Source organism: Flavobacterium sp. ACN6 (genome assembly GCF_002304005.1).
Lineage (GTDB): Bacteria > Bacteroidota > Bacteroidia > Flavobacteriales > Flavobacteriaceae > Flavobacterium.
Map to the genome: position 1 here is coordinate 48842 of NZ_MRCQ01000004.1, position 24612 is coordinate 73453.

Below are 24612 nucleotides of genomic sequence, written 5' to 3' on the forward strand. Positions count from 1 at the left end.
TAATTTTTTAAACTATTCATTTTTAGCATACAAAAAATCCATTGTTGCCAAGACATTCGGGTGTTCTAAAAGTTTTTTTGACTTTGGATCAGCATCACAAAATTCTAGGAAAAGCTCTTTTTGCTCGGCATTTAGTTTTAAATCTTTGCTAAAAAAATCTGGAGTACAATAAGCAGTGGCATGTTTTTTAAAGCGGTCGTCAATTTCGTTTTTTTCTTTTGGCTTTTTGTTTCCAATTGGGAATGCTATATGTGGCGAATTTCTAATTCTTCCGTCATTAACTCCAGTGTAACCACTCAAATCAGTTGCAATTTTGTCTACATAGATCTGTTTTACCTTTTCGGCGTCGTAAGTTACTTTTTGCAGTTTCATTTTAGTAATTAAAACTTCATCTAATTCTTCGGCTCTAATAACCATATTAACAACAAGATTATTAGTTTTTATGTTCTCGGCAGTAAGTCTCAATCTGGTAAAGAAAAAATCCTTAGAGAAAAAAAGCAAACTGTCTCTTTCTTTAACCAAAATAGAGAATTCTCCCAGCTCATTTGTTCTTGTACTGGTTTTAGCTGTTTTATTAATCACCTCGACTTTATTAATCGGGGCATTATTAGAAATGACTTTTCCTTGCAGTAATTTTTCTGTTTGTGAAATACTTAATTGATAAGTTAGAAGAGAAATTGTAGTAAGTAATTTTACTTTCATGAATGGATTTTAGTTTTTAATTCCAGAATTTAGTTTTTTAAATTCTTGACTTTTAGTGTATAAAAAGTCCATTGTATAAAGTAAATTTTTTTGCTGGACAAGGATTTTAGCCTGCGGATCGGCATCGCAAAATTGAAGAAACAAATCTTTTTCGTCAGGTTTTAATTTTAAATTATCTGTAAAGAAATCTATTGGAACAGTAGATTCAGCTAATTTTTTGAAGTCTAATTCTCTGAATTTAATTTTTTCCCTTTTATGTTTTTTTCTAAACATATTGAAAATAGCAGTGAAATCTGCTCCATTTGCGATAGTTCCGTTATAAACACCAGGAACAGAAATTGGTCCTCTAGGTACTATAATTGAATTTTCATCAGCTGGTCCAACTTTGGGAAATTTTATGTTAGTAATTAAAACTTCATCCAGTTCCTCGGGCTTCAAAATCATATTAACAATTATGTTATTTTGATCTAGATTCTCTTGGGAAACTTTTAATCTTTTGAAAAAATAATCTTTTGAGAAGAAAATTAAGCTGTCTTTCGGACGAACTAAAATCGAAAATTCTCCTGCTTCATTTGTTCTTGTACTAGTTTTGGCAGTTTTGTTGATTACTTCAACATTTTTAAGCAAAATGTTCTGAGAATAAACTTTTCCGTTTAATAGTTTTTCGGTTTGAGAAATACTAAGCTGGTATGTGAAAAAAGAAATTGTAGTGAGTAATTTTACTTTCATCTAGTGGTATTTAGTTGAAAGTAAAATTATTAGAATTGTCTTAATGAAAACTTGTGAAACCTGTAAATTCTTGTTAATTATTTAATTAGAGTATTTTTACAATACATTAATTAATTCCGAAGGAGTATCGATAACCAATTTAGCGCCGCTTACCTTCAATTCCTCTTTTGTTCTGTAACCCCAAGAAACTCCAACTGGAAACATATCCGCATTTATTGCAGTCTGCATATCAATATCAGAATCACCTACAAAAAGAATTTCTTCTGGTTTTAAACTCCATTTTTTGCTTATTGCTACAGCTTCAAACGGATTTGGTTTTTTAAGTTCTTCCGTGCTTAAACCAATTGCGGCATCAAAATAATCAGGAAATATCTCTGAGGCTATTTTTTTGGTAAGCTCATCAGCTTTGTTGGAGAAAACGGCTAGTTTGATATTTTGTGATTTCAAATTGTCTAATAACTCACGAATACCTTTGTATGGTTTTGTTTTAATGGTGCATACTTCACGATACGTTTCGATCATGCAGTCAAAACAAATTTCAATCTGTTCATCTGAATTGTTTGTGGCAGGCAGAGCTTTACTGACTAAATTTCGTAAACCGCTCCCAATAAAATATTGATACGTATCGTAAGTGTGAGTTGGGTAATTTAGACCTTGAAGAACCGTATTCATTGCATCTGAAATGTCTTCTAATGAATTGACTAATGTTCCGTCTAAATCAAAAATAATTCCTTTAAATTTCATTCTATTATATATTATTTGCAACAATAAACCCGCTGGTCCAAGCATTTTGGAAATTGAAACCTCCTGTAATCGCATCGATGTTTACAATTTCGCCAGCAAAATAAAGGTTTTCATGAATTTTGCTTTCCATGGTTTTGAAATTGATTTCTTTTAAATCGATGCCGCCTGCGGTTACAAATTCTTCTTTAAAAGTGCTTTTTCCGTTTACCTGAAATTTTGCTTTTGTTAATTGTGAAGCTAAATTCTGCAATTGATTTTTTGATAAATCAGCCCATTTAGTTTCTATTTCAATTTGTGATGCTAAAACCAAACTTTCCCACAAACGATTGGGAAAATCAAATGGAGATTTTTTAGAAACCGCTTTTTTAGCATGTTCCTGTTTTAAATCTTTTAGGATTTTTTCGGCATCTTCTGTATCGACATCATTTAGCCAATTTACAAAAATGGTAAACTGGTAATTTTTGTCAAATAAAATGCGCGCTCCCCAAGCCGAAAGCTTTAAAATTGCCGGACCGCTCATTCCCCAATGGGTAATTAACAAAGGTCCAGTTGATTCTAGTTTAGTATCTTTTACATTTACGGTAACTTGTGCCGCAACGCCGGGTAATTCTTTAATGCGCTGGTCTTTGATGTTGAAAGTAAATAGGGAAGGAACGGGGCTTACAATTGCATGTCCGTGTTCCTGAAGCATTTCCCATATTTTCGGGTTGCTTCCAGTTGCCAAAACTAATTTTTCGGCAGCATAATTGTCGCTTTGTGTATCAATTTTCCAGTGATTTTCTTTTTTAAAGATTGATTGTACGCTTTGGCCAGTCAATACTTTAATACCTAATTTTTCGGTTGCTTTTAAGAAACAATCAATTATGGTTTGAGAGGAATTAGAAACGGGAAACATTCTTCCGTCTTCTTCTATTTTTAATTCTACGCCGTGTTTTTCAAACCATTCGATTGTATCGCCGGAACAAAATTGATGAAAAGGACCGCGAAGTTCTTTTTCGCCGCGCGGATAAAATTTAACCAATTCGTTGGGTTCAAAACAAGCATGTGTTACGTTGCATCTTCCGCCACCGGAAACGCGGACTTTAGAAAGGACTTCTTTTCCTCTTTCTAAAATAGCAATTTTAAGTTTCGGATTTTTCTCTGCAATATTAATCGCAGTAAAAAAACCTGCAGCGCCTCCGCCAACGATGATTATGTCGAAATTTTTGATCATATTATTTGGTTTGTCACTCCCGATAGCTATCGGGATCACGAATTTTTTATTCAACCCTGATGAACTTTGTCAAAGTTTTAAACTTTGACAAAGTTTCTTGTGACTGATTTTATATTTTGTCTGGATTATCAGAGATAATTCCGTTTACTTTATAACTTTTTACTTTTAGAATGTCTTCTTCGGTGTTTACTGTCCAAGGAAAAATCAAGAATCCTTTTTGCTGCATTTCCTGAACATTTTTAGTGTTTAATAAATGAAAATCAGGATGAATGGCTTTTGTTTTTATATTTTCGGCGAAAGCCAAAGCAGTATCCATATTTTCTTCTGTTAAAACACCAATAGGAATTTTTGGATTTAAAGTTGAAGTTTCCTGCAACATATTCCAATCGAAACTTGAAACAATAAAATCTTCGTAATTCCAGTTTTTTTCCGAGATATATTCTTCAATTATCTTAACAACTTTGCTGGCAGTCCCTATACCTTTTAATTCGATATTGATCAGGCATTTTTTATCTACTAAATCAAAAACTTCATTTAAAGTTGGAATTTGATATTGTTCGGCGACTAAAAATGATTTTAATTCGGTTAAAGAAAATGTATTTATGGCGCCTTTTCCGTTGGTCATTTTATCGATAGTTTCATCATGCATTACGACAATATGTCCATCGGCGCTCAAATGAACGTCAAGTTCAATTCCGTCTGAATTTAAGTCTAACGCTTTTTGGAAAGCTTTTAAAGTATTTTCAGGTTCGTAGGCTTTGGCACCGCGATGTGCTATTTTTAGCATTTTGTAAAGTTTAACTGCAAAGGTCGCAAAGATTTACGCAAAGTACGCAAGGATTAGATAAAAAAGTCGCCACGAATTTCACGAATTTACACTAACTAAATTTGTGATAATTTGTGTAATTCGAGGCAAAAAAAATTTGCGGTTAAGCAAGTTCTAACAAAACAAGCCCGTAATCAGAATCGATGATTGCTTTTCCGTTTTGTACTTCTGTTTCTTTACCCGAAAAAGCATCTTTTAATTTGGTGCCATCTTCAAAAATAGAATCAACTGGAAGTTCTTTTGGGCCAGTTCCTAAATCCAGACCAATTATAACTTCATCTTTATAATTAACTTTAGTAAAACTTCTGGAGAAAATATACGGCTGATCTGAAATCATAATGTGTATTCCAGCGCCAACCGATGGATGATTTCTGCGAAATTGCCCTAGTTTTTGCCAATGCCAAAGTATGCTCTGAGTTTCAGAATTATTCTCAACATCTTCCCAGTTCATAAAAGATCGTAAAGTAGCATCGCCTTCAGTGCCTTCAATTTCTAAAGAACGACCCGTTTCATCACCATAATAAACCTGAGAAATTCCAGGAGAAAGCAGGAGTTTTGTTCCCGCTTCAAAGGTTCTGTTTCGATTTCCATCGAAAGGTTCAGGATCATCGTGCGACGATACGTAATTTAGAACGCTGTAACCCTTTAATTCATTTTGAAGTTTGGCTGAATATTTCGAAAATATAATTTCATAATCATTTTGAGCGTCGAGTTTGAATTCAAAATTAATCATGCAGTTAAAGCCATTTTCGAAATAATTTACTTTTCGGTCTCCAAAATCATAATCCAGTCCGCCGCTTATTTCATAACCATAAACTTCAGCAATGGTGTAAAATGGATTCTGATCTAAAACTTCCAACGGATGATGTTTTTTCCAAGTTTCAAATGCATAATCGCATTCTTTTCTAAAATCAATCCAGACATCTTCGTCAGTATGTTTTACAGTATCAGCTCTGTAACCGTCAATTCCGAATTCCAAAATATAATCTGTTAACCATTTTATGATGTAATATTTTGGTGTTCTTGGATAATTTGTTCTTTTGAAAAATTCATCCAAAGAAGTGATTTCTTTTTCATAACGGTCTTCATTTTTCCACTTTTCAATCAAAAAAGAAGGTAATTCGACTTCCTGATTACTTTCGGTTCTTACATCCGGAAGATTATCGACCAAGGTACACATTGTTGTATTCTCGAATGATTTATAATCACAGACAATTCCGGTTCTAACCCAGTCTTCCGGCCACATCGGGTCTTCGGGAGTTACGGGTCCAGTATGATTAATAACGCCGTCAAGCATAATTCTAATGCCTTTTTCGTGAGCTTTTTTTACCAGATTTGCCAAATCTTCTTTGGTTCCGAAGTTAGGGTCTAAAGCCGTCCAGTCTCTCGCCCAATACCCATGAAAGCCATAACTAAGACCAGTTCCTTCATCAACACCATCGTGAATTTGCTCAACAATCGGCGTAAGCCAAATGGCATTTATTCCCAATTCATCAAAATAACCTTCGTCGATTTTTTTTATAATTCCGATGATATCTCCGCCTTCAAAACCACGTAATTTTCCCGGAGTTTTGGTTCGGTTAAAATTGATGTCGTTTGAAGGATTTCCGTTGTAAAAACGATCGGTAAGTAAAAAGTATATATTTGCGCCTTCCCAAATGAAAGGTATTTTAGGAGTATTTTCTTTATTCATTAAAACTGATTTTAAGCCAGAATATTAAAGATAAAGAAAGGAAATCATATAATTGAAAAATCCGTCACGAATTCACGAATTTTTGCTTTATAAATTCGTGAATTCGTGACGGAAATATATTGTGTTAAATTTTACCGTTGTGAGACCTGACAGGTTTTAAAAACCTGTCAGGTCTCTTTGAACATAAAAAAGAGACGCACTGCTGTGCGTCTCTATGATAAACGTTATGGTAAATCGTTGATTTTCTATTCCAATTCTAAAACTAAAGCCGATTTTGGTTCTAAAGTAATTTCAGAACTTAAATCAAATATTTTTCCAGTCAAAACATCTTTTCCTGATTTAAAGTTTTTGATGCTTTCTTTGAAACGATTGGTTTTAATAGTTTGCTCTTTTGCATTATTATTAAAAACGACCATCACCGATTTATTATCTGTATATCTGAAATACACATAGGTGTTATTTTCTGGAATATAATGAGTCATTTTTCCGAAGTGAACGGCTTCGTTTGATTTTCTCCAGTTGAATAATTTCGATGTAAAATCAAAATATTTTGCTTGTTCAGGAGTTCTTCCTGCTGCGGTTAACGCATTGTTTTTGTCGCCTGCCCATCCTCCTGGAAAATCCTGACGAATATCTGCATCGCCTTTGCTTTTGTCACCGCCCATTCCAATTTCTGAACCGTAATATAACTGCGGAATTCCACGAACGGTTGCTAATAAAGTCATAGCCAGTTTGTATTTTGGAAAATCGTATTTAAACTTATCATTCATACGATTTGTATCATGATTTTCAGAAAAAACCAAAATGTTATTCGTATTAGGATATAAATAATCCATTGCAAAATTGTTGTAGAATTTAATCAACCCGTTGTCCCAGCTTGGTTCGTCTTCGTTGAAGGCAGATGTAACCTGACTTTGAAGCGTAAAATCCATTACACTTGGTAAATTCGAATTGTAGTTTTCGATGGCACCAATTTTACTGTCTTTTTGCCAATAAGCCAAATTCGCCTGATTATGCATCCAGATTTCACCCACAATATTAAAATTCGGGTATTCATTTGTAATGGCTTTTACCCAATTTGCCATTGCAGCGGGATCAGAATAATTGTAAGTATCAACTCTAAATCCGTCAAGATTAGCAAATTCAATCCACCAAATGGCATTTTGAGTTAAATATTTTGCAACTAAAGGATTTCTCAAATTCAAATCGGGCATAGAAGGTACAAACCAGCCATCAACACAAACTTCCTGATCTATTTTTGATGCATGAATGTCTGTAATAACTTCACGACGGTGATGTGTCTGCGTGAAAGTTTCAAATTGATTGAACCATGTTTTGGTCGGAATATCTTTCATCATCCAGTGTGTAATTCCCCAGTGATTCGTTACATAATCCATAACCAGTTTCATGTTCTTTTTGTGCATTTCTGCAGCTAAACGCGCGTAATCGTCATTCGTTCCGTAACGCGGATCTATTTTGTAAACATCAGATTGTCCGTAAGTGTGGTATGAATGCTGTTTATCGTTGTCTTCGCATAAAGGTGTACTCCAAATCGTTGTAGCACCAAGAGAGGAAATATAATCTAAGTTTTTGATGATTCCCTCGATATCACCGCCGTGACGTCCGCTTGGATCTTGACGGTTTCCTTTTTCTGTTAAATTGGCATCGCTGTCGTTTTTCGGATTTCCGTTAGCAAAACGATCCGGCATAATTAAATAAATCATGTCTGATGCATCGTAACTTTTTCTGTCAGCTGAATTTGCTCTTCTTTCTTTAAGTGAATATTTCTGTGTAAAGGCAACTTTGTTTTTGGTTTTGAAAGAGAAAACCAATTCTGAAGCTTTTAAGTTTTGCGTATCAATGGTTACGAAAAGGTAATTTGGATTTTCTGTTTTTTCTACATTTTTAATCACCACATTGTTTGAAACAGAAGCTTCGTATTGTGCGATATTTTTTCCGTAGAACAGAATCTGCAATTCTGGATTTTTCATTCCTGCGTACCAAAATGGCGGTTCTACTTTTTGGATTTGCGCTTTAGCGGAAGCGGAAAAAAGTAGAAAAAAAAGAAATATTTTATAAATGATATGGTTTGTTTGAATTCTCATAATTTATAGTTTTTAATTTTCCTGCAATCCCGAAGCTTCGGGATTGCAGGATTAATATTAGATTAAAAAAAAGACAAGCAATCTAGGGGAAAATTGCCTGTCCTTTTTAAAAAATTATTTAGTTTCAATAATACTTATCGCATAACCTCCTCCAGGAGCAGATAACTGAGATAATTTTGATTTGTTTGTTACAGCAATTTTCTTGATAGTATAAGCCTGCGGATTTGTTTTGTAATGCGCATCTTTTGCATCAGCATAAATTGTTGCCGTGTATTTTTTACCTTTTTCAAGGAAACTGAAATCGATGTTTGATGTACGAGGAGTTTCTCCGTTTACGTTTCCAACAAACCAGTTGCTCGTTCCTTTTGCTTTACGTGCAACCGTGATAAAATCGCCTGGTTCAGCTTCGATATATTTACTTTCTGACCAGTCTACAGCAACATCTTTAATGAATTGGAATGCATCTGGAAAACGGTTGTAGTTCTCTGGGGTATCTGCAGCCATTTGTAACGGACTGTACATGGTAACATATAATGCCAATTGGTTTGCAATTGTACTGTTTACATGAGATGTATTTTCAGGATTCATTTTACTGATGTCCATTTCGAAGATTCCCGGCGTGTAATCCATTGGGCCTCCAATTAAACGTGTAAATGGTAAAACGGTAACGTGGTTTGGTTTAGAACCTCCAAAAGCTTGATATTCGGTTCCTCTTGCTGCTTCGTTTCCAATTAAGTTCGGGTACGTTCTTGCAATTCCTGTTGGGCGAACGGCTTCGTGAGCATTCACCATAATTTTATAATCAGCTGCTTTTTCGATTGCATATTGATAGTGATTCACAATCCATTGGCTGTAGTGGTTTTCACCGCGAGGTAAAATATCGCCTACATAACCGCTTTTTACAGCATCATATCCATTATCGTTCATGAATTTATAAGCAGCATCCATGTGGCGCTCGTAGTTACGAACTGAACCTGAAGTTTCGTGGTGCATGATAATTTTTACACCTTTAGATTTTGCATATTCGTGCAAACCTTTTACATCAAAATCTGGGTAAGGTGTTAAGAAATCAAAAACATAATCTTTTGAATGCCCAAACCAATCTTCCCAGCCTTCGTTCCATCCTTCAACCAAAACCGCGTCGAAACCATTTGCCGCAGCAAAATCAATGTATTTTTTTACGTTAGCATTGTTTGCTCCATGCGTTCCGTTTGGTTTTGCTTTTGCGAAATCTGTAACGCCCAATTGTACCGTTGGGTAATCATTTGTGTACGACCAAGAGCTTTTTCCTGTAATCATTTCCCACCAAACACCAATGTATTTTACAGGTTTAATCCACGAAGTATTTTCAATTTTTGATGGATCGTTTAAGTTATACGTCATTTTTGAAGCTAAGATTTCTCTCGCATCATCGCTTACCATAATAGTTCTCCAAGGCGAGTGGCTAGGTGCCTGCATATATCCTTTATCTCCTTTTGCATCTGGAGTTAACCAAGACGTGAAAGTCATGTTTTTATCATCAAGATTCAGGTGCATACAAGAATAGTTAATCAAAGCCGCTTCGTGTAAGTTGATGTAGATTCCGTCATTGGTTTTTAACATCAAAGAAGTCTGAACTCCTGTTGGTGAAAAGTTTTTTTGAGAAACGTTTGCGGTATATGCTTTTTCAGATAATCCTCTAATTTCAGATAATTTCGATTTTGTATAATCGTATTCCTGAGTATCATAATCTCCTGGAATCCAGAAAGCAGTATGATCTCCAGTCATTGCAAATTGTGATCTTTCTTCTTTAATTGTGAAATAAGTAAGATTCTTTTGAGCTGGGAATTCATATCTAAATCCTAAGCCGTCATCAAATAAACGGAAACGAATTACGATTTGTCTGTCAGTTCCTTTTTGGTTTAAAGTTACAGCCAATTCATTATAATGATTTCTAATTTGATCTACTTCTCCCCAAACTGGTTTCCAAGTCTCATCAAAAGTGGAAGTTTTAGTATCAACAACAGTAAAATCGTTTAGTAAAGATTTTTTATCATCTTTAAGTTCAAGACCCAATTTACTGGTTTTTACAACTTCTTTATTTTTGTATTTTAAATTGTACGTTGGAGTTCCGTCGTTTTGAAGAGAAAATTCCATTACGAACTTTCCTTCGGGTGATTTTAATTGTTGTGCTTCTGCAATCGAGCTAAAAGCAAACAAGATTAAACTTGCGAAAAATAAGTTTTTCATGTTTTTAGTTTTATGTAATTAATTTATTTGTACAAATTTACTTGCAATTTCAGGATTCCCGTTAACGATAATTGTTAAATCTTGGTCGCCGTCTACAGTAAAAGTGGTTTCGTTATGATTTACAGTTACTTTCAAAATTTGATTTCTGAAATTAATTTTAAAAGAATACCCTTTCCATTCTTTTGGGATTTTTGGAGAAAAATGCAATTGGTCATTTTTAACTCTCATTCCGCCAAAACCTTCTACAATACTCATCCAAGTTCCAGCCATCGATGTGATGTGACAACCTTCTTCAACTTCTTTATTATAATCGTCCAAATCCAGACGAGAAGTTCTTAAATAGAAAGTATATGCCATATCCATTTTGTCTAAAACGGCAGCCTGAATCGAGTGTACGCAAGGCGAAAGCGAACTTTCATGAACCGTAAATGACTCATAAAACTCAAAATTGCGTTTTAATTCTTCTCTAGAAAAATGATCTTCGAAGAAATAAAAACATTGTAAAACGTCGGCTTGTTTGATGTAAGGCGAACGTAAAACGCGGTCCCAAGACCATTTTTGGTTGATTGGTCGTTGTGATTTATCTAAATCTTTTACAGGAACTAAATCTTTGTCTAAGAAACCGTCTTGTTGCAGATAAATTCCAAGTTCTTTTGAAGTTGGGAAATACATATTGTCAGCCACTTTTTTCCATTCCTGAATTTCTTCTGCCGAAAGGCTTACTTTTTCTAAAATGCGTTTGTGATCTGCAGCATATTCTGAACCAACTTTAGTAATTTGTTCTGATGCAAAATCGATACACCATTTTGCAATATAATTGGTGTAGAAATTATTGTTGATGTTGTTTTCGTATTCGTTTGGACCTGTAACACCCAAAATCACATACTGATTTTTTTCTTTTGAAAAAGAGGCTCTTTGGTGCCAGAAACGTGCAATTCCAATTAAAACTTCTAATCCTTTTTCTGGAATATAAGAGTAATCGCCTGTGTAACGGTAATAGTTGTAAATCGCAAAAGCAATCGCACCATTTCTGTGGATTTCTTCGTGTGTGATTTCCCATTCGTTATGGCATTCTTCTCCATTCATGGTAACCATTGGATACAGCGCTGCGCCGTTTTTGAAACCTAAATTGTCCTTCGCATTTTCAATCGCTTTATCCAATTGATTGAAACGGTACGTCAATAAGTTTCTTGCAACCTGCTGATCTTTTGTTGCCATGTAAAACGGAATACAATATGCTTCGGTATCCCAATAAGTAGATCCTCCGTATTTTTCTCCGGTAAAACCTTTTGGTCCAATGTTCAAACGAGAATCTTTTCCTAAATAGGTTTGGTTTAATTGGAAGATGTTGAAACGAATTCCTTGCTGTGCTTTTACATCGCCGTCAATAGTAATATCCGACATTTCCCAGATTTTTGCCCAAGCGTCAATTTGATTTTGAAGAAGTGCATCGTATCCTGAATTTACCGCAGATTTAATTACTTTTTCGGCTGCAGCCAAAGTATTTTCGTGGTTTAAAGAAACTGTATATCCACCAATTTTTTGAATTGCTGAGGTTTGTCCTTTAGCGATAATAGTTCCGTAAGTATACTGAACTTTATCTGTTGTTGAATCGATTGTTGAAGGCGAAACATGAATGTCTTCATTGTTTGCCAAAATCGTATTGTGCATGAAAGTCGTAACTTTAAAATGCGTTTTGAAGGTTTGAGCGGTTACAAAAGCTTCGTTTGTGCCTTTTTTTACTTCAAGAGGTTCCCAGAATTTTTCTTCCCAGTTGGCATCTTCATTCGTAACGCCTGCATCTACATAAGGTTTGTAAACGATTTTTGCATCTTTGTTTAAAGGCGTGATTTCGTATTTGATAATTCCCGCTTCGTCTAAATCTAATGAAAGAAAACGACGAACGTTTACGGCAATTTCGGTTCCGTTTTTCAGTGTTGCTTCAAAAGAACGGTTGTACCATCCTTCTTTCATATTCAATTCTCTGCGGAAATTCCTAACTTCGGTACACGTATTTAAATCCAGGTTTTCTTCGTTGATTTCAACGTCAATTCCAATCCAGTTTGGAGCGTTTAATACTTTGGCAAAATATTTCGGATAACCGTTTTTCCACCAGCCCACTTTTGTTTTGTCTGGATAATAAATTCCTGCAATATAACTTCCTTGAAAAGTTTCGGCAGAATATTTTTCTTCAAAATTGGCGCGCTGTCCCATAGCACCGTTCCCGATACTAAAAAGACTTTCAGACGATTTTACTCTTTCGGCATCAAATCCTTCTTCTATAATTGACCAATTATCTGGTTTTATATAATCTTGGTTCATTTTTTCTTAATTTGATAATTCGTTAATGAGAAAATTAGATAATTCATGTTTGCAGCAATTATCTAATTATCAAATTGGCACATTTTCTAATTGATTAATTTTTCTATAAAGCTTGTTTCGATTTGGGTAAAATCTTTAAAAATATAGTCAGCTTCATGTAAAATTGTTTCCTCACCAATTCCCACGCTTACCATTTCGCCTATGTTTGCTGCCTGAATTCCGGCAACAGAATCTTCAAATACAATTGAATCTTTTGGATCGATATTTAATAATTGAGCTGCTTTTAAGAAAACTTCCGGATCTGGTTTTGCATTGGTTACGTCGTTTCCGTCAACAATAACATCAAAATATGAAAGGATTCCTGTTTTCTCTAAAATTGGTCTTGCATTTTTACTGGCAGAACCCAATGCAATTCCTTGTTTTTTATCTTTTAATAATTGCAGAATTTTAAAAACTCCAGGAAGAATCTCGCTTTCGTCCATGTCAACTAAATAAGATAAGTAATCTTCGTTTTTTTGAATGAGCCATTTGTCTTTGTCTTCCTGCGAAGCCTGGACATTTCCTAATCCAAGTATAATGTCTAACGAACGAACGCGGCTTACACCTTTTAAAAGTTCGTTGTCTTCATGTGTAAAATTTATATTTAAGGACTGCGCGATTTTCTGCCAAGCTAAAAAGTGGTATTTAGCGGTATCAACGATTACTCCGTCAAGGTCGAATATGAATGCTTTTTTCATGTTAGAAATTCTTCTTTATGATTTTTGAATAGTGTCGTCTACATCTTTTACTTTGTAGACTAAAAGAGCGGCAATTAAAAAACTAACTCCGCTTGTAATTAAGGCATAAATTGCATCTCCGTTGTAAAGGTATTTTACAATTGGACCTCCAATTAGTGCGTTTACAATTTGTGGAATAACAACAAAGAAGTTGAAGATTCCCATGTAAACCCCCATTTTTTTTGGAGCAATTGATCCTGCGAGAATCGCATATGGCATGGCCAGAATACTAGCCCAGGCAACTCCAATTAAAATCATTGGTAATACAACCCAGTCTTCATTTGGCATGAAATAAATGGAAATTAAACCAATTCCTCCAATGATTAATGAAAGTGCGTGAGTTGATTTTCGTCCTATTTTTTTTGCGATGTATGGCAGGAAAAACAGTGCAATGATAGCAGAAACTAAGTTGTAAACTCCAAACAGAATTCCGACCCAGTCACCGGCATCCTGATACTGCTGGCTTGAAGTGTCGCTTAATGGTAAGCCGTAAATATGATGTGCAATTGCGGGAGTTGTAAATACCCACATACCAAATAAACCAAACCAGGAGAAAAACTGTACCCAGCTAAGCTGACGCATTGTTGTTGGCATTTTTGCAAAATCAGTAAAAATGTCTGTTAGTTTTGATTTTTCTTCAGATGGAATATCTTTTTCGCTTTGAGGATCTTCAAAATTGGCTAATTCTACCGGAGTATATTCTTTTGTTGTAAACAGCGTGACCAAAATTGAACCTATTAAAACTGCTGCTCCAATAATAAAAGATAAAGTCAGATTTAATGGGACACTTCCGGGAACAGTGCTGTTTGAAACATTAAAATATTTCGTTAAAACATAAGGCAGTGCTGAACCAATTACAGCTCCAAAACCAATTAATGAAGTTTGAATACTAAAACCTGCAGTACGCTGATCTGTTCTTAAATTATCACCAACAAGCGCGCGAAAAGGCTCCATTGCAATATTGAACGAAGCATCCATGATCATTAACATTCCGGCTCCAACCCATAACGCAGGTAATACTGAAATGAAAATATTAGCCTGTGGCATTAAAATTAATCCAACAGAAGCTAAAATAGCGCCTACAAGAAAAAAGGGTTTTCTTCTGCCGAATCTTCCCCAGGTTTTGTCACTATAATGACCAATAACAGGCTGCACTATTAATCCCATAAGGGGAGCAATAATCCAGAACCACGAAAGTTCATGTACGTCGGCACCAAAAATTTGAAGAATTCTGCTGGCATTTGCATTTTGAAGTGCAAACCCCATTTGGATTCCCAAGAAACCGAAACTCATGTTCCAAATTTCCCAGAAACTTAATTTACGCTTTTCCATTATCGTAATTTGAAAAAATTATACGATAAGCGCTTTGCTTATCAAAACTTACTGTTTTTTCGAAGTAAAAGTAAAAGCCTTGACGGGCGTAAAAGTATTAATTATTTTTTTATTTATGCTAATAAAAAAGCCATAAATATTAATTATGGCTTTGGAATATGTTGATTTTAAGAAAATTAGTCAGTAGATTCTCTTTTTATTAAATGTGTTTCTATAACTTCTGTGGTGTAATTTTCGTTTTCTTCTTCGTCATCATTGTGTTCGGCTTCAAGTCTTTCGATCAGCATTTTAGCAGCTTTATTTCCCATTTTTTCACCGCTTTGGCTTACCGTTGTAATACTTGGCGTAGAATATTTTGAGATAATTCCGTCTGTAAAAGCAATTACCGCTAAGTCTTCGGGAACTTTTAATCCCATTTTTGATGCGGTTTTAATAATCGTTACCGCAAAAAGTTCGTTTACAGCAAAAACAGCATCAAAAGCTCTGGCATGCAAAAGTTCAGAAATGGTTATTTCGCAGGTATCTACATCTTCAATTTTAATGATTAAATCTTCGTTGAAAGGAATCCCGTTGTCTAAGAGTGCTTTTTCGTAACCATCGGTTCTTAATTTCCCAACACTTACATAATCGACAGTAGTTACTAAAGCGATCTTTTTTCGGCCGTTATCAATCAAACTCTGAACAGCTTCATAAGCGGCAGCTTTGTCATCAATAATTACTTTATCACACAAAATATCATTGGTAACTCTGTCGAACATTACAACCGGCATCCCTTGATTGATAACTTCTGTAATGTGGTGGAAATCACCTTTATATTGGGTTTCTTTAGAAAGGGACATGATGAAACCATCGATACTTCCGTTGGCTAACATCTCCATATTTAGGACTTCTTTATCGAAAGAATCATCAGATAAACAAATGACAACGCTATAGCCGTTTTCGTTCGCGACCTGCTCAATTCCATTGATTACAGTAGAGAAAAAATAATGTACAATTTCCGGAATGATAATACCAATACTTTTGGTTTTTCGGTTTTTTAAACTAAGCGCAATATTGTTTGGTTTATAGTTGTAAAACTTTGCAAAAGCCTGCACTTTTAAGCGCGTTTCTTCTCCAATTTCAAGACTGTTTCTAAGTGATTTTGAGACAGTTGAAATGGATACATCAAGTTCCCTTGCAATCTGTTTTAGGGTTATTTTACGTTTCATGGCGAGAATTGAAAAAAATCTAATTAATAATAAAGGTATCCGAAAATTTTATAATTGACAATTTTTGACTGAAAAGATTACAAAATATAGAAAGTTTTCAACACTACCACGTTTTCGTAACTCAATTAAAATAGTCTCTGGTCGAGCATGTTAATAAATTCATAATTTTGAAATTCGAAGTAAAATTAAAAACTTAACTAACAGTCAAAAACTCAAAACTAATTTAAACAAAAAGTATGAAAACAATTTACAAAAAGTTGTTATTTTTATTCCTTCTGCTTCCGTTTACGGTGTTAGCTCAAAGCACTTTAACTGGAACAGTAACTGATCTTGCCACGGGTCAGCCAATACCGGGAGTAAATGTAAATGTACAAGGTTCAACAACAGGAACCTCTACAGATTTTGATGGTAAATTTCAATTACCGAATCTAAAAAATGGAGACAAAATTCAGGTTTCATTTATTGGATATAAAACGTCGACAATTGTGTTCAATGGTCAAAAAAATCTGCCAGTATCTTTAGAAGAAGATACTAACCAACTGAAAGAAGTTGTGGTACAGGTGGGTTACGGAACTGTTAAGAAAAAAGATGCAACAGGATCTGTTTCTCAAATAGCTGCAAAAGATTTTAATAAAGGAATTAACGTAACTCCAGAGAGTTTAATCAGCGGTCGTATTTCGGGTGTAAATGTAACTGGCGGCGGAGCTCCTGGAGCAAAAGCCGATATTAGAATTCGTGGAGGATCTTCGTTAAATGCTTCAAACGAGCCCTTAATTGTATTAGACGGACTCCCGTTAAGCAATGCAGTTCCTAGTGGTGCTACAAGTATTTTGTCTACTATTGATCCTAATGATATTGAGTCGTTTACGGTTCTTAAAGATGCTTCAGCTGCTGCAATCTACGGATCGAGAGCTGCAAATGGTGTAATTGTAATTACAACTAAAAAGGGAACAAAAGGCGGCGTAAAAGTTAACTTTAGTTCTCAGGTTGGTATTAATACAGTAGCAAATACAGTTGATGTAATGAGTGCAGGCCAATTCCGTGAATTGGTAAATACAAAAGGTACTCCGGCGCAGCAAGCATTATTAGGTAATGCAAATACAAACTGGCAAGATGAAATCTTCCATACTGCTTTGACAACTAACAACAATATCTCTGTTAGTGGTTCTTTATTTAATAAATTACCTGTACGTTTATCTGTTGGAAATGTTGATAATCCAGGAATTCTAAGAAACACTTCTTTTGAAAGAACTACGACATCGATATCGTTAAATCCTGTATTGTTTGATAATCATTTGAAAATTGATATTAGCGGAAATTTATCTTTCGGAAAAAATCAATTTCAGGATGAAGGAGCTGTTATAGGAAGCGCAATAGGATTTGACCCAACGCAGCCAGTTTACCAAGCAGGTTCTCGTTATGGAGGATATTTTGAATGGTTAGAGCCAACAGGAAATTTACCATTATTGCCAGCAAGAAATCCTGTAGCAAGATTAAACCAAGATAACAGAAGAGCAACTTCTACCAGAAAATGGGGGAATGTAAGAGTAGATTATAAACTTCATTTCTTTGAAGATTTAAGAGTGGTTGCCGAAGCTGGTATTGACAGATTTGATAGCAGCGGTTTTACTGAAGTAAGCACACAAAGTGCGTTAGGATATCAGCCACAACCTTTTAATGGTCCTAATTATGTGAATTTTGGTAACTATAATAGTTATACAGATGCATTACAAAATAAAAACTTAAATGCTTATTTTAACTATACTAAGGATATAGGTAAAATTAAAATTGATGCAACTGCAGGTTATAACTACCAGTTGTTTCAAAAAGAAAAATATTCTTCTGGAGAGACTAGACAACCTAATCCAAATGAAGATGTTGCTACAGATCCGGATGTTAACTTACAATCGTTTTTCGGACGTTTGAATTTAGGGTATGACAGCAGATATTTACTGACTTTAAATTACAGAAGAGATGGAACTTCTCGTTTTTCTGAAGCTAACAGATGGGGTAATTTTGCAGGAGGTGCTTTTGCATGGAATTTATCTGAGGAGGCTTTCTTAAAAGATAATGCTACTTTTTCAACTTTAAAATTAAGAGTTGGTTACGGTACAACAGGACAACAAGATATTTCTGCTCAGTATGATTATTTACGTAGAGTAACTATTGGAACAATTAACTCACAATATGTTTTTGGTAATACGGTTTATTCTACTGCCAGACCAGAAGGATACAATGAAAACATCAAATGGGAAGAATTGGCTGAGGCTAATATTGGTATCGATTACGGATTTTTCAATGATAGAATCACGGGATCTATTAACTACTTTGATAAAAAATCATCAGATTTATTAGCTGATATTGCTGTTCCTGATGGAGCAAATCTTAGAAATCAAGGGTTCTTTAACATTGGTAGTGTAAAAACTAAAGGGGTCGAGTTTAGTATTGCCTCTGATATCATTAAAAATGATAACTTGACTTGGAATGTAGCTTTTAACACTACATATATAGATCAAAAAATATCTGAACTAGGTATTACAGTTCCAGGTTTTCAAGGTTATTTGACAGGAGATAATATTGCTGGAGGAAATGGTAATAAAATCCTTATTAATTCTGTAGGATATTCACCAAACTCATTTTTTGTGTACGAGCAATTATATGATGCAAACAAAAGACCAATTGCAGGAGCTTATGCTGATAGAAATGGAGATGGAAAAATTGATGCGGGTGACCGTTACAGAGCAGGTAAAGCAGCACCGGATTATACTTTTGGATTGTTTTCAACTTTAAACTACAAAAAGTTTGATTTTACCATGAACTGGAGAGCTAGTGTTGGAAATCATATTTTTGATAACGTAAGTTCTAACTTAGGTTACTCTGACGCAGGATTAAGAAGACAAACAGATTTGTCTAACGTAAGTTCAGATTACTATAATACAGGTTTCACTTTTGAAGATAACGGAACATCTCGTTATTTGTCTGACTATTTTATTAAAGATGCTTCTTTCATAAAATTAGATAATGTTACGCTTGGATATACTTTTGACAAAACTTTATTAAAAGCGGCTTCTTTAAGATTTACAGCTGGTGTTCAGAATGTTTTGATTCTAACAAAATACAATGGTTTAGATCCTGAGAAATTCAACGGAATTGATAATAATGTTTACCCAAGAGCGAGAACTTTCTTATTTGGGGTGAATGCGAATTTTTAATAGTGATCTGAAAATCAAAAATTTAAAAACAAACAAAATGAAAATATCATTTAAATATATATCTTATTTTTTCCTATTTATTTTGGGAATAAGTATGACGTTGACTTCGTGTACGGACGACCTAAACGTGACACCAAAGGATGATGATGAGTTTTTATCAGAAACCTTTTTTCAAGATCCTGCATCTTACAAGCAAGTATTAGCTAAATTATACGCAGGTTTGTATGTTGGAGGTAATGATGGAGATGGAGATGCTTCTCAACCAGGGAAAAATCCTGATATCGCTGGACTTGGAGGTGACTTTAGCAGTTACTTAAGATTGCTTTTTGTAACGCAGGAATTTACTACAGATGAAGCTATTATTGCTTGGGCCGATGGTACTTTGCCAACATTAAATGCTCAAACATGGGCTCCTGCCAATGAATTCTTGGAAGGTACATTCTCTAGAGCATTTTATCACATTAGTGTTGCCAATGAGTTTTTAAGACAAACTACAGAGGAGAAATTAACAGCTAGAGGTGTTGATTCTAACTTGAAAGCTGAAATTGCTACTTTTAGAGCAGAAGCTCGTTTTTTAAGAGCTTTTTCTTATTACAACTTAATGGATTTATTTGGTAATGTACCAATTACTACCGAAAATGATCCAGTTGGGTTCTTTTATCCAGAGCAGAAAACAAGAGCAGAAGTTTTTGCTTTTGTTGAATCTGAATTAAAAGATTTAGATAATAGTTTGGCTGCTTCGGGCGCAAACGAATACGGCAGAATTGATAAAACAGCGGCTAAATTTTTATTGGCGCAAGTTTATTTGAATGCCAAGGTATATACTGGTACAGATAGAAACAATGAAGCGGCTTCTTTATGTAATGAAATTATTACGGGTTCAGCTTATAAATTCGCAAATGTTCCTTACCGTTATTTATTCTCTGCGGATAATAATACCAATGGTGCTCAAACGGAAGTTATTTTCCCAATTGTTGGTGATGGTAACGCCATTAGAGCTACTGGTGGAGGAATGAGCTTCATCATGCACGCTTCTATTGGAGGCAGCATGGATGCTTCATCTAGAGGTATGGATGGTGGATGGCAAGGAATTAGAACTCGTAGAGAGTTTGTAAATCTTTTTCAAGACGAAACTGCAACCGCAGATAAAAGAGGAACATTTTACACAAATGGTCAGTCAAAAGACATAAACAATGTTTCTACTTTTACAGATGGTTATGCTGTAACAAAATACATCAACAAAAAGGCTGACGGATCTGCAGCTCAAAGAAATGATATTCCGGATATCGATTTTCCAATGTTTAGATTAACAGATGCTTACCTAATGTATGCTGAAGCGACTTTAAGAGGAGCAGCAACAGGAAATTTGGGGATAGCTTTGGGGTACATAAACCAGATTAGAACTAGAGCAGAAGCACAACCTATTACTCTTGGAGAAATGACACTTGATTTTATTTTAGATGAAAGAGGGAGAGAGTTGTTTTGGGAATGTCACAGGAGAACAGATTTAATTCGATTTGGAAGATTCACAGGTGGTTCTAAAATCTGGCAATGGAAAGGCGGTTCTATTAACGGTAACGCTACAGAATCGTACAGAGATTTAATGCCGATTCCTGCTAGAAATATTCAGGCAAATCCAACATTAAAGCAAAATCCAGGATACTAACATCTTATAGAAATTAAAATGAAAAATATATATAAAATTTTAATCGCATTTATTGGTGTATTAGCAGTTTCATGTAATGCTGATGATGTAGACAATAGACCAGTTATTGATGCAGGAACTGCTCCTGTATTGTTAACACCACAATCTGATTTTAGTATTGTGCTTTCAAAGGAAACTGAGAAAGAAGTTGCGACTACCGTAAACTGGAATAAAGCAACTTATACAGGAACTCAAACAATAGTGAACTACACGATTCAAATTGCGAAAGCTGGAACTAATTTTGCAAGTCCAATAACATTGGCAAGTACTACTGCAATTTCTCAACCAATTACAGTGGCTGAATTAAACTCTGCACTAGTTAATGGTGGTTTCGTAGAGAAAGAAGTAAACAATGTTGACATTCGAATTAAATCTGTTGTAGGAGCTTCAGGAATTCCTCAATATTCTAATTTATTTACAATCAAAGCGACTCCTTATCATGTTCCATTAGCTTCTTCTCACTGGTTAGTAGGTGGTGCCACCCCAGGAGGTTGGACATGGGCAGGCGACGCTGAGACTGAGTTTCCTTTAGTTGTTGGGCAAACTAACATCTACCAGGTAACGATTGTGCTTAAAAGTGGAGAAGCTTTTAGAGAGTTTTTAGGAAATAACTTTACAAGTGATGGTAACTGGGATGCAAGTCACAATTACTCATATTATGCAGATAAAGGATATACGATCGATTCAGAATTAGAAGATAATGCAGATGGAGATCATAATTTTAAATACACAGGACCAACGGGATCGAGAGTTTTTAAAATTGATAATGTTGCAAAAACGATAACATTAGATTAATGTTTGATGTTAATAACTGAAAAGGGGCTATCTGCTAGATAGCCCTTTTTTGATCAAACTAACTAACCAAATAACCACAAGCATCATGAAAAAAACTTTACTATCAATATTTTTATTGATGGCAGTAACTGCTTTTGCCCAGATTCAAAACGTTACTTATTCAATAAACCCGCCCACTTTTGAAGATACAACTCCAATCACTATTTCAATTGCGGGAACAAGTATTAATGAAAGTACTTGGGGAGTTACAGGAAATGCACTGTACCTTTGGTCATGGTCTTATGATGTAAATGATACCAATCAGTTAGATTCTCCTTCAAACGGATCTTGGACAGCATCGGCGGAAGCCAGTAAATTTACTTATAATGCAGGAACAGATACATACACAAAATCATTTACTCCATCTGTATATTTTAATAGAAATGGAATCGGAAGAATTGGTTTTCTTATTAAAGCTAAAGACGGAACTGGTACAAAACAATCTCAGGATATTCTAGTTGAAGTTGGATCTTTTCAAGTAAATCTAACTTCGCCAGTAGAAAATAGTACATCAATTGTATCATCTGGATCAAATTTTAATATTACTGCTTCAAACACAAACGGTGCGGCAAATTATTCTTTAAAATCCAACGGAACAGTTATTAATACAAAGACGGGTGCTGCTGCCTATTCTTATTCTCATCTCAATATTACAAATAACCAAACTTACGAATTGACTTTAACTCAAGGCGCGACTACGATTGTAAAAAAGTTTTCAGTTATAGTAAACCCAAATACGGTATCTGAAGCGATGCCTGCAGGTTTAGTTGATGGAATTAATTATAATTCTTCAGATTTTTCAAAAGCAATTTTGGTTCTCGATGCGCCTTTAAAAGACTTTGTTTACGTGGCGGGAAGTTTCAATAACTGGCAGCCAACTTCGGCGTATGCCATGAAAAAAGATCCAGTTTCAGGAAAATTCTGGCTGGAATTAACTGGATTGGTTTCGGGTGCAAATAATACTTATCAATATTGGGTGATAGATGCCACGCCGCTTGCCAATTCACCAGCAATGGTAAAAACCGCAGATCCTTATTCGACGTTGGTTTTGTCTCCTTATGATGATGCTTCGATTCCAGCAGTAAAATATCCAAATATGCCGGTTTATCCAGCGGGACAAAATTTTGAGGTTACCGTTTTAAAAACAGGTCAGTCTGCTTACAATTGGCAGGTTAATAATTTTATAAAACCAGAAAAAGAAAAACTAGTTGTTTACGAAGTTTTGGTACGTGATTTTGATGCTGGCAGAAGTTATCAAAGCCTGATCGATCGTATTGATTATTTTAAAAACCTAAAAATTAATGCTATCGAATTAATGCCTGTAATGGAATTTGAAGGAAATGAAAGCTGGGGTTACAATACCTCATTTCATATGGCTTTGGATAAATTTTACGGAACTTCGGATAAGCTAAAAGAGTTTATCGATTTATGTCATCAAAATGGTATTGCTGTTATTCTTGACGTTGCATTAAATCATGCTTTTGGCAGAAATCCGATGGTAAGAATGTGGATGAATGATCCAGACGGAGATGGTTTTGGTTCGCCAACTGCCGAAAATCCATACTTTAATACTGCTGCAAAACACAGTTACAGTGTTGGAGAAGATTTTAATCATCAATCTCTTAAAACTCAAAATTATGTCAATCGCGTTATCAAACAATGGATTGAAGAATATAAAATTGACGGTTTCCGCTGGGACTTAACCAAAGGATTTACACAGGCCTGTATAGCAGCAGATGAAAGCTGTACCAACGCGTATCAGCAGGATAGGGTTGATGTATTGAAAAAATATGCAGATTATTCATGGAGTTTAGACCCGACACATTATACCATTTTTGAACATTTAGGAACTGATGCAGAAGAAAAAGAATGGGCAAATTATAAAATTACCGAAACGCCAAGCAAAGGAATTATGATGTGGGGAAAAATGACTAACCCTTACAATCAATTGTCAATGGGTTATGCTTCAGATAGTAATATTTCAAGAATGACAAGTGCTAGCCGTGGTTTTACTGCGAATCGTTTAATGGGATATGCAGAAAGCCATGATGAAGAACGCTTAATGTATAAAAATGTCCAATATGGTGCTGTAAATGGCACTTATAATGTAAAAACATTAAATACAGCTTTGGCTAGAATGTCTGCCATTGGAGCCGTTTCGTTATTGGTTCCAGGCCCAAAAATGATTTGGCATTTTGGAGAATTAGGAATGGACGATTCAATTTTCAGCTGTAATAACGGAACTGTAAATGATGATTCAGGAACAATTCCCGGTGATTGTAAATTGGATACAAAACCACAGCCTCAATGGGCAGAAAATTGGCTTGGAGATGCTAATCGTACTAAAGTTTATAACGATTGGGCAAAAATGATCACGCTTAAAACGGTTGAGCCTGTATTTTTAGGAACTCCAACAATGACAGATGCGAACTCTTTGACGATCAGTATTAAAATTGAAAATCCAAGCTTAACGGCAGCGCAATTAAAAAATGTATTGATTTTAGCCAATTTCGATACCACAGCACAAAATGTTGCAGCAGGTTTTCCGTACGCAGGAACTTGGTATAATTTAATGGACAATACAACTATTAATGTAGCAGATGTAAATGCGCCAATAAATCTTCTTCCAGGAGAGTATAGAATTTATGGAAACCAAACTGCAAATTTGGCAATTGATGATTTTGAAAAAGGGAATTCAGTAAGTCTATATCCAAATCCAGTTGCAGATTATTTTACTTTAGGATTTGCAGCTTCAAAAGTGGAGATATATTCTATTACAGGACAATTAGTAAAAACTTTTAATACAAACGGAAATGCAGATTTTCAATTCTCGGTTAGCGATTTAGTTTCGGGATTGTATGTTGTAAAAACGTTTAATGAAAACAATAAAGTTCAGGTTGTGAAATTTATTAAAAATTAGGTTAAGTTAGTAATGAAAAGGGCTGTCTAGAAATAGACAGCCTTTTTTTGTTTATATCGTGT

At 35.0% G+C, this 24612-nt stretch carries 16 protein-coding genes; 4 read left to right on the forward strand and 12 right to left on the reverse strand.

The window, feature by feature from the left end:
* Nucleotides 1-12 precede the first annotated feature (12 nt).
* The 12 genes from BSF42_RS07615 to BSF42_RS07670 all read right to left on the reverse strand — a co-directional run bounded on the left by BSF42_RS07615 (nucleotide 13) and on the right by BSF42_RS07670 (nucleotide 15879).
* Nucleotides 13-702, reverse strand: coding sequence for a hypothetical protein (locus BSF42_RS07615; RefSeq protein ID WP_095952500.1), 690 nt, complete (start codon nucleotides 700-702; stop codon nucleotides 13-15).
* A 9-nt stretch (nucleotides 703-711) separates the two neighbouring features.
* Entirely contained in the window at nucleotides 712-1431 is a 720-nt protein-coding gene (locus tag BSF42_RS07620) for a hypothetical protein (RefSeq protein ID WP_095952501.1), read from the reverse strand.
* A 96-nt stretch (nucleotides 1432-1527) separates the two neighbouring features.
* Nucleotides 1528-2175, reverse strand: coding sequence for an HAD family hydrolase (locus BSF42_RS07625; protein ID WP_095952502.1), 648 nt, complete (start codon nucleotides 2173-2175; stop codon nucleotides 1528-1530).
* Between the two features lie 4 nt (nucleotides 2176-2179).
* A complete protein-coding gene (locus tag BSF42_RS07630) occupies nucleotides 2180-3388 on the reverse strand; it encodes an NAD(P)/FAD-dependent oxidoreductase (protein WP_095952725.1) in 1209 nt (402 codons plus the stop codon).
* 109 nt (nucleotides 3389-3497) lie between these two features.
* A complete protein-coding gene (locus BSF42_RS07635) occupies nucleotides 3498-4175 on the reverse strand; it encodes a glycerophosphodiester phosphodiesterase family protein (protein ID WP_095952503.1) in 678 nt (225 codons plus the stop codon).
* A 142-nt stretch (nucleotides 4176-4317) separates the two neighbouring features.
* On the reverse strand, nucleotides 4318-5907 hold the full coding sequence (locus tag BSF42_RS07640) for an alpha-amylase family glycosyl hydrolase (RefSeq protein WP_095952504.1): 1590 nt from the start codon (nucleotides 5905-5907) through the stop codon (nucleotides 4318-4320).
* A 245-nt stretch (nucleotides 5908-6152) separates the two neighbouring features.
* Nucleotides 6153-8012: a glycoside hydrolase family 13 protein gene (locus BSF42_RS07645; RefSeq protein ID WP_095952505.1), complete on the reverse strand. Its 1860-nt coding sequence runs from the start codon at nucleotides 8010-8012 to the stop codon at nucleotides 6153-6155.
* Nucleotides 8013-8126: 114 nt separating this feature from the next.
* Nucleotides 8127-10241, reverse strand: coding sequence for a glycoside hydrolase family 97 protein (locus BSF42_RS07650; RefSeq protein ID WP_095952506.1), 2115 nt, complete (start codon nucleotides 10239-10241; stop codon nucleotides 8127-8129).
* An 18-nt stretch (nucleotides 10242-10259) separates the two neighbouring features.
* The gene (locus BSF42_RS07655; protein ID WP_095952507.1) at nucleotides 10260-12563 is read right to left on the reverse strand and encodes a glycoside hydrolase family 65 protein; all 2304 of its coding nucleotides are present in this window, start codon (nucleotides 12561-12563) and stop codon (nucleotides 10260-10262) included.
* 86 nt (nucleotides 12564-12649) lie between these two features.
* A complete protein-coding gene (gene pgmB, locus BSF42_RS07660; RefSeq protein WP_095952508.1) occupies nucleotides 12650-13300 on the reverse strand; it encodes a beta-phosphoglucomutase in 651 nt (216 codons plus the stop codon).
* 15 nt (nucleotides 13301-13315) lie between these two features.
* Nucleotides 13316-14671 carry an MFS transporter gene (locus BSF42_RS07665; RefSeq protein ID WP_095952509.1) on the reverse strand — a complete coding sequence of 452 codons (1356 nt, stop codon included), beginning with the start codon at nucleotides 14669-14671 and terminating at the stop codon, nucleotides 13316-13318.
* A gap of 176 nt (nucleotides 14672-14847) precedes the next feature.
* Nucleotides 14848-15879 carry a LacI family DNA-binding transcriptional regulator gene (locus BSF42_RS07670; RefSeq protein WP_095952510.1) on the reverse strand — a complete coding sequence of 344 codons (1032 nt, stop codon included), beginning with the start codon at nucleotides 15877-15879 and terminating at the stop codon, nucleotides 14848-14850.
* 236 nt (nucleotides 15880-16115) lie between these two features.
* Here BSF42_RS07670 and BSF42_RS07675 point away from each other — a divergent pair, with 236 nt between their 5' ends.
* The 4 genes from BSF42_RS07675 to BSF42_RS07690 all read left to right on the forward strand — a co-directional run bounded on the left by BSF42_RS07675 (nucleotide 16116) and on the right by BSF42_RS07690 (nucleotide 24550).
* The gene (locus tag BSF42_RS07675; protein WP_095952511.1) at nucleotides 16116-19091 is read left to right on the forward strand and encodes a TonB-dependent receptor; all 2976 of its coding nucleotides are present in this window, start codon (nucleotides 16116-16118) and stop codon (nucleotides 19089-19091) included.
* A gap of 37 nt (nucleotides 19092-19128) precedes the next feature.
* Nucleotides 19129-20757, forward strand: a complete 1629-nt coding sequence (locus BSF42_RS07680) for a RagB/SusD family nutrient uptake outer membrane protein (protein WP_095952726.1) — start codon at nucleotides 19129-19131, stop codon at nucleotides 20755-20757.
* Between the two features lie 18 nt (nucleotides 20758-20775).
* Complete coding sequence (locus BSF42_RS07685) at nucleotides 20776-21591, forward strand: SusE domain-containing protein (protein ID WP_095952512.1); 816 nt, start codon at nucleotides 20776-20778, stop codon at nucleotides 21589-21591.
* 85 nt (nucleotides 21592-21676) lie between these two features.
* Complete coding sequence (locus tag BSF42_RS07690; RefSeq protein ID WP_095952513.1) at nucleotides 21677-24550, forward strand: alpha-amylase family glycosyl hydrolase; 2874 nt, start codon at nucleotides 21677-21679, stop codon at nucleotides 24548-24550.
* The last annotated feature ends 62 nt before the right edge of the window (nucleotides 24551-24612 follow it).

What these genes read in the sequence shown, in the direction of transcription:
- BSF42_RS07680 (WP_095952726.1), top strand. Translation starts at nt 19,129, where the DNA reads ATGAAAATATCATTTAAATATATATCTTATTTTTTCCTATTTATTTTG.
- BSF42_RS07690 (WP_095952513.1), top strand. Translation starts at nt 21,677, where the DNA reads ATGAAAAAAACTTTACTATCAATATTTTTATTGATGGCAGTAACTGCT.
- BSF42_RS07640 (WP_095952504.1), bottom strand. Translation starts at nt 5,907, where the DNA reads ATGAATAAAGAAAATACTCCTAAAATACCTTTCATTTGGGAAGGCGCA.
- BSF42_RS07650 (WP_095952506.1), bottom strand. Translation starts at nt 10,241, where the DNA reads ATGAAAAACTTATTTTTCGCAAGTTTAATCTTGTTTGCTTTTAGCTCG.
- BSF42_RS07625 (WP_095952502.1), bottom strand. Translation starts at nt 2,175, where the DNA reads ATGAAATTTAAAGGAATTATTTTTGATTTAGACGGAACATTAGTCAAT.
- BSF42_RS07635 (WP_095952503.1), bottom strand. Translation starts at nt 4,175, where the DNA reads ATGCTAAAAATAGCACATCGCGGTGCCAAAGCCTACGAACCTGAAAAT.
- BSF42_RS07675 (WP_095952511.1), top strand. Translation starts at nt 16,116, where the DNA reads ATGAAAACAATTTACAAAAAGTTGTTATTTTTATTCCTTCTGCTTCCG.
- BSF42_RS07615 (WP_095952500.1), bottom strand. Translation starts at nt 702, where the DNA reads ATGAAAGTAAAATTACTTACTACAATTTCTCTTCTAACTTATCAATTA.
- BSF42_RS07665 (WP_095952509.1), bottom strand. Translation starts at nt 14,671, where the DNA reads ATGGAAAAGCGTAAATTAAGTTTCTGGGAAATTTGGAACATGAGTTTC.
- pgmB (WP_095952508.1), bottom strand. Translation starts at nt 13,300, where the DNA reads ATGAAAAAAGCATTCATATTCGACCTTGACGGAGTAATCGTTGATACC.
- BSF42_RS07655 (WP_095952507.1), bottom strand. Translation starts at nt 12,563, where the DNA reads ATGAACCAAGATTATATAAAACCAGATAATTGGTCAATTATAGAAGAA.
- BSF42_RS07630 (WP_095952725.1), bottom strand. Translation starts at nt 3,388, where the DNA reads ATGATCAAAAATTTCGACATAATCATCGTTGGCGGAGGCGCTGCAGGT.
- BSF42_RS07620 (WP_095952501.1), bottom strand. Translation starts at nt 1,431, where the DNA reads ATGAAAGTAAAATTACTCACTACAATTTCTTTTTTCACATACCAGCTT.
- BSF42_RS07670 (WP_095952510.1), bottom strand. Translation starts at nt 15,879, where the DNA reads ATGAAACGTAAAATAACCCTAAAACAGATTGCAAGGGAACTTGATGTA.
- BSF42_RS07645 (WP_095952505.1), bottom strand. Translation starts at nt 8,012, where the DNA reads ATGAGAATTCAAACAAACCATATCATTTATAAAATATTTCTTTTTTTT.
- BSF42_RS07685 (WP_095952512.1), top strand. Translation starts at nt 20,776, where the DNA reads ATGAAAAATATATATAAAATTTTAATCGCATTTATTGGTGTATTAGCA.